Origin of the sequence: Kineococcus indalonis, assembly GCF_009906395.1 — a bacterium.
GTDB classification, from domain to species: domain Bacteria; phylum Actinomycetota; class Actinomycetes; order Actinomycetales; family Kineococcaceae; genus Kineococcus; species Kineococcus indalonis.
This window is the reverse complement of sequence record NZ_JAAALM010000245.1, coordinates 1-5877: the sequence shown is the minus strand read 5'-3', so window position 1 is coordinate 5877 and position 5877 is coordinate 1. Positions and strand designations below refer to the sequence as shown.

At 79.7% G+C, this 5877-nt stretch carries 7 protein-coding genes; 2 read left to right on the top strand and 5 right to left on the bottom strand.

The features are described from left to right. Nucleotides 1–47: 47 nt before the first annotated feature. Genes GTR00_RS12685 through GTR00_RS12675 form a run of 3 tightly spaced genes read right to left on the bottom strand, consistent with a single transcriptional unit; the run spans nt 48 to nt 3456 of the window. On the bottom strand, nt 48–818 hold the full coding sequence (locus tag GTR00_RS12685) for a GAF domain-containing protein (RefSeq protein ID WP_166611975.1): 771 nt from the start codon (nt 816–818) through the stop codon (nt 48–50). 39 nt (nt 819–857) lie between these two features. After that, on the bottom strand, nt 858–2165 hold the full coding sequence (locus GTR00_RS12680) for a carboxylesterase family protein (protein ID WP_205705684.1): 1308 nt from the start codon (nt 2163–2165) through the stop codon (nt 858–860). Between the two features lie 46 nt (nt 2166–2211). Then, a complete protein-coding gene (locus tag GTR00_RS12675) occupies nt 2212–3456 on the bottom strand; it encodes an MFS transporter (protein WP_166611974.1) in 1245 nt (414 codons plus the stop codon). A gap of 84 nt (nt 3457–3540) precedes the next feature. Here GTR00_RS12675 and GTR00_RS12670 point away from each other — a divergent pair, with 84 nt between their 5' ends. Further along, nucleotides 3541–4230 carry an MOSC domain-containing protein gene (locus tag GTR00_RS12670; protein WP_166611973.1) on the top strand — a complete coding sequence of 230 codons (690 nt, stop codon included), beginning with the start codon at nt 3541–3543 and terminating at the stop codon, nt 4228–4230. 22 nt (nt 4231–4252) lie between these two features. Here the strand turns inward: GTR00_RS12670 and GTR00_RS12665 are convergent, their stop codons facing one another. Beyond that, entirely contained in the window at nt 4253–4639 is a 387-nt protein-coding gene (locus GTR00_RS12665) for a hypothetical protein (RefSeq protein ID WP_166611972.1), read from the bottom strand. Between the two features lie 98 nt (nt 4640–4737). Continuing rightward, nucleotides 4738–5010 (bottom strand): helix-turn-helix domain-containing protein, encoded by a 273-nt coding sequence (locus tag GTR00_RS12660; RefSeq protein WP_166611971.1) that lies wholly within the window; start codon nt 5008–5010, stop codon nt 4738–4740. 103 nt (nt 5011–5113) lie between these two features. On the opposite strand from GTR00_RS12660, the gene map reads away from it, so the two are divergent. Further along, on the top strand, nt 5114–5877 hold a 764-nt coding region (gene map, locus GTR00_RS12655; protein ID WP_166611970.1), incomplete at its 3' end, for a type I methionyl aminopeptidase.

The window sequence follows — 5877 nt, the reverse complement described above, 5'->3', positions numbered from 1 at the left end:
CCCCCGACCCCCCGCCGCGTGGCCGCGCGGCCGGTCAGGCCGGGGCGTCAGCCCCGCTCGTCCAGCCGCAGCGACCCGACCGGGACGCGCCCCTCCACCACGTCGTCGGCCAGGTCCTCCAGCACCCGGTCCTGCGCCCAGGCGCGGGCGCGCAGCAGCGCCAGCGCGTCGGTCCCGCCCAGGCCCAGCACCTGCTCGGCCATGCGCAGCACCACCCACACGCGCTGGCGGCGCCGGGCGCCGGGCGCGTCCAGCCAGGCCGGTTCCGCCGGGCCGGCGCCGCCGTCCGCGGGGCCGAACAGCTCCGCGGCGAGCAGCGGGGCCAGCCGCAGCGCGCCGCCGAGGTCGACCGGCGCCCCCGCCGCCACCCCCGCCGTCCCGGGGCGGCCGCGGTGCACGAGCAGCTCCAGCACCCCCACCCGCGCCGGGCCGCGCAGCAGCGGCACGGCGGCCGCGGCGCCGAAGGGCGTGTGCCGGTGCAGCTGGTCGTGCAGCACCGGCCAGGTGCGGCGCAAGGCGTCCTCGCCGGCGGCGACGGGCCCGCCGCGCTCCCACGCGTCGAAGCCCGGGCCCTGCCCGGCCGCGAACTGCCAGCGCTCGGCGGCGGCGGCCGCCGGGCCGCTGGCCCCCACCGGCAGGCGCCACGGCCCGCGCGCCACCGCGCTGAGCACGGCGCCGTCCACCCCCAGCACCTCCCGGCACGCCGCGGCCAGCGCCGCCGGCGCCAGCTCCGGACCGCCGCGCGCCGCCCGCGCCGCCCGGGCGGCGCGGAACCGCTCCACCAGCCCCTCCTCGGGTCCGTCCTCGGGTCCGTCCACGGGTCCGTCCACGCGTCCTCGGCTCCCGGGGCGGGGCCGTCAGCGGGTGCGCAGGCGCAGCACCGAGGGGTCCCGCGTCGGGCCGGGGTCCCCGGTGCGCGCGAAGCGCGCCCACGCCGCCCGCACCAGCACCCCGGCCCGGTGCACCTCCGCGGCGTCGGCCGCGCCCAGGACCAGGGCGCCGCGCCAGGCGACGGGGTCCTCGAACAGCAGCGGCAGCTCCACCGTGTGCGTGGCGCCCAGCCGGCTGCCGGGCGGGCGCCACAGCACCCGGTACTCGGCCGCGGTGCCGCCGGCCGCCGCCAGCAGGCGGGCCAGCCGCCGGGCGGGGCGCGCGAAGACCGCCTCCGTCGTGGCGGCCACGCCCGCGCGGCGCAGCACCGGCCGGCCCATCAGGGGCACCCCGTCGGCGAAGAAGCTCGTCTCCTCGGCGGTGGTGCCCACCAGGACGTCGACGTGCCGGGCGGCCGCGCGCCAGCGCTCCTCGACCTCCTCCTCGGCGGGCAGCGGCGCGTGCCCGTACTGCGTGCCGAACGGCATCGCGCCGCGCAGCCCGAAGCGCCCCGCGGCGGACTCGGCGGCGCGCTGCGCGGCCAGCACCCGCTCCAGGGGCGCGTCCGCCCCCAGGGACCCGGCGGCGCGGTCCATCGCCGCCCTCAGCCGGTCGCGCCGTCGGCGCAGCCCCAGCGGGGCGCTCTGCACGACCGCCCGCCGGAACAGCCCGCGCGCGCCGTCGGCGGCCAGCAGGTGGGCCACCGCGTCGCCGCCGGCGGACTCGCCGAACACCGTCACCGCCGCCGGGTCCCCGCCGAACGCGGCGATGTTCGCGCGCACCCACCGCAGCGCCGCCAGCTGGTCCAGCAGGCCGAGGTTGGCGTGCCGGCGCCCGTCGGCGGAGGCCAGGTAGCCCAGCAGGCCCAGCCGGTAGGTGACGCTGACGACGACCACGCGGTGCTCGGCGACCAGCAGCGCGGGGTCGTACACCGGCAGGTCGCCGCCGCCGGTGACGTAGGAGCCGCCGTGCACCCACACCATCACCGGCAGGTCGTCCCCGGGCCCGGCGCCGGCGGGCACGGTGATCGCCAGGCGGTGGCACGCCTCGTCGTGCTCCACGCCCGCGTACGGGCGGCCCAGCTGCGCCTCGGCGGGGTCCGGCAGCTGCGGGCACGCCACCGCCGGGCGCGGGTCCTGCACCGCCCCGTCGGCGGCCGTCAGCGGCACCGGCGCGCGGAACCGCTCGGCGCGCGCGTAGACGACGCCGCGCACCCGCACCACCGCGCCGTCGCCGGTGCCGCTGAACGTGCCCGCGGCGGTGGTGAAGCCCTGCTGCGTCAGGTCGGTCGCCACGGGCAGCAGCGTCGCAGGCGCACCGGCCCGCCCGTGCGCCGGGCCCTCAGCCCGGTGCGGGCGCGGGGGCCTCGTCGGCGTGGGCGACGTGGCGCAGCTGCCGCCACACCAGCACCAGGAACACCGCCGAGCCGGCGAACGCGAACCAGAACGGCGCCGTGACGCCCAGGTGCCGCGCGAGCAGCCCGCCCACGCCGGAACCGACGACGAGACCGCCGAAGGTGCCCACGGAGTTCACCGAGCCGACCCGCCCCTGCAGCTGGGCCGGCACCGCGCGCTGGCGCACGCTCACCGAGGTGGTGCCCCACACGAACGCGTGCGCGCCGAACACGAAGAACACCGGCAGCGCCACCCACGGGGAGGTGGTGGCCGCCAGCGCGGCGTGGGTGAGGGTCTCCACGACCAGGCCGACGCGCATGAGGTTCCCCAGGCTCACCCGCCGGGTGATCGCCCCGTAGGCCAGCGTGCCGGCCAGGCCGCCGACCGCGCCCACGGTCGTCACCAGCCCGTAGCCCACCTCGCCCAGGCGCAGCCGTCCCGCGGCGTACAGCACGAGCACCGACCAGGCGGCGCCGAAGGTGGTGTTGAAGACGAAGATGGTGAGCACCAGGGTGCGCACGGCCGCGTGCCGGGCGGTCCAGCGCAGGCCCTCGGCGACGTCGTCGCGCACCCGGGTGCGCGCCCGCCCGCCCGCGCGCGCGGCCGGCACCAGGCGGCTGACGAGCACCCCGGCCAGCGCCAGCAGCGCCGCCTGCGCGGCGAAGGGCAGGAACGTGCCGGCGGTGAACAGCACCGCGCCCAGCGGCGGGCCGGCGAGCTGGTTCACGGTGATGAACGACGTCTGCAGCCGCGCGTTGGCCGGGGCGAGGTCCTCGCGCGCCACCAGCGTCGGCAGCAGGGAGGCGGTGGCGTTGTCGGCGAACACCTCCGCGGTGGCGACGAGGAACAGCGCCACCAGGACCACCGCGACCGGCGCGCGGCCGGTGGCGATCGCGAGCACCAGCAGCGCGAGCACCAGCGCGCGCAGCGCGTCCACCGCCACGACGATCCCCCGGCGGTCCAGCCGGTCCGAGAGCACCCCCGCCCACAGGCCGAACAGCAGCGGCGGCAGCCACTGCACCGTGGCGGCCAGCGCGACGAGGAACGCGTCGCCGGTGGTGGAGGCCACCAGCAGCGGCCCGGCGGCCAGCGCGACGCCGTCGCCGAGGTTGCTCGCCCACCCCGAGGCCAGCAGCCAGCGGAAACCGCGGCCCAGGCGCGCGGGGACCAGGGCCTCGAGCAGGGCGGGCACCGGCCCACCCTGGCACGGGGCCGGTGGCGCGCCCCACGGGTCAACCCGGTGACGCGGCGCCGGGGTCCTGCGTACGGTCCTGCGGTGGGCACCACGAGCGGGCGGGTCGTGTCGGTGAACGTCGGTCGGGAACGGCCGATCGCGGCCAAGGGGGGCACCAGCGGCATCGACAAGCGCCCGGTGGACGGGCCGGTGGCGGTGAGCGCCCCGGGCCCCAAGGGCCTCGGCGGCAGCGGCCTGGCCGGCGACCACGTCAGCGACACCGCCCACCACGGCGGGGACGACCAGGCCGTGCACGCCTACGCGCGCGAGGACCTCGACGCCTGGGAGGCGCAGCTGGGCCGCCCGCTGCGCTGCGGGGTGTTCGGGGAGAACCTCACCACCGCCGGCGTCGACGTCACCGGCGCGGTGATCGGGGAGACGTGGGCGGTGGGCACGGCGCTGCTGCAGGTGAGCTGCCCGCGGATCCCGTGCGTGACGTTCGCGGTGTGGCTGGGGGAGGAGCGCTGGGTGCCGCGCTTCACGGCCGCGCGGGTGCCGGGCGCGTACCTGCGGGTGCTGCGCGCGGGCGAGGTGCGCGCCGGGGACGCGGTGCGGGTGCTGGAGGTGCCCGCGCACGGCGTGGACGTGCGCACGGCGTTCGCGGCCCTGACCACCAGCCCGGAGCTGCTGCCGCTGCTGGCCGGGGTGCCGCAGTTCCCCGTCGAGGACCGCGAGGCGGTGTCCCGCCGCCTGGCCCGGGAGCGCGCCGGGGGAGGTGCCGGGGGGCGCTGACCCCGTCCGCGCGGGGCGGCGCTCAGCGGGCGGCGGCGCCGGACAGGTGGCACCAGGCGTGCACGCCGCCGGGGCGCGCCTCCCAGCCCCACGAGGAGGACAGCCCCGAGACCAGCGCCTCGGAGAGCTCGCGCAGGTGCAGCACCCGCGGGCCGCGCAGGTCCACCCCCACCAGCAGGCCGCCGTCGGCCTCGCCCACGCGCACCGCGGTGGGCACCGCTCCGCCCTCGGGGCCCTCCAGCAGCTCCGCGGTCACCAGGGCCGCGTCGTCGCCGCGCTCCTCCAGCCCGCACCGCTCGGCCTCCAGGCGCACCAGGCGCCGCGCCCGGCGCTGCGCCTCCTCGCCCAGCAGGCCCAGCTGGATCCCGCCGCCCGTGCCGTCCGCACCGTCGCCCGTGCCGTCGTCCACGACCGCCCTCCACCCCTCGGGGACGCCGCGCCGCTGGACCGTCCTGCCGGGAAGGTACCCCGGGCGAACCGTGACCACACCCGGCGAGCGGCGGCCGGTCAGCCGGCCGGTGCCGCCCCGGCCGCCGCCGGCTCGCGGCAGGCGCTGGCCAGCGCGTCCAGCGGGACGCCGAGCGCGGTGGCGACGGCGGCGACGGTGAAGAACGCCGGGGTGGGCACGCGCCCCGCCTCGATCTTGCGCAGCGTCTCGGCCGGGACGCCGGAGAGCGCCGAGACCTGCACGACGGTCAGCTCGCCGCGCGCGCGGCGCAGCAGCTCGCCGAGCCGGCGGCCGCGCTCGCGGGCCTCCTCGGGCAGCGGGGGACGCACCATGCCGTGATAGTAATACCGGTAGAGGAATCCCGGTGCGACGGTGCCGGTCGTGACGGTCCCGGCGCCGAGCGCGGCCGCCGGTCCAGGTGCGGAGGTGGTGGCGGTGGTCGAGCTGAAGACGCCGGGCGAGGTCGAGGCGATGCGCGCGGCGGGGAAGGTGGTCGCCGACGCCCTGGCCGCCGTGCGGGCCGCCGCCGCGCCCGGGGTGCGCCTGGACGAGCTGGACGCCGCGGCCCGCGAGGTCCTGGCCGCCGCCGGCGCCACCTCGCCCTTCCTCGGCTACCAGCCGCGCTTCGCCCCCACGCCCTTCCCCGGCGTGGTGTGCACCTCCGTCGACGACGCCGTCCTGCACGGCCTCCCCGGCCGGTACGCGCTGCGCGAGGGCGACCTGCTCAGCGTCGACTGCGGCGCCGTGCTCGACGGCTGGGCCGGCGACTCCGCCACCACCTTCAGCGTCGGCGCGCCGCGCCCCGGCCACGCCGAGCTCGTCGCCGCCACCCGCGAGGCCCTGGCCGCCGGCACCGCCGCCGCCGTGCCCGGGGCGAGGATCGGCGACGTCTCCGCCGCCATCGGCGCCGTCGCCCGCCAGCGCGGCTGCGGCCTCAACACCGACTTCGGCGGCCACGGCGTCGGGCGCGCCATGCACGAGGACCCCCCGGTGCCCAACGACGGCCGCGCCGGGCGCGGCCTGCGCCTGCAGCCCGGCCTGGTCGTGGCGATCGAGCCGTGGTTCTTCGCCGGCGGCCGCGGGGAGTACGCCGTCGACGCCGACGGCTGGACCCTGCGCAGCGCCCACGGCCTGCCCGGCGCCCACGAGGAGCACACCGTGGCGGTCACCGAGGACGGGCCGGTGGTCCTCACCCTGCC

What these genes read in the sequence shown, in the direction of transcription:
- GTR00_RS12660 (WP_166611971.1), bottom strand. Translation starts at nt 5,010, where the DNA reads ATGGTGCGTCCCCCGCTGCCCGAGGAGGCCCGCGAGCGCGGCCGCCGG.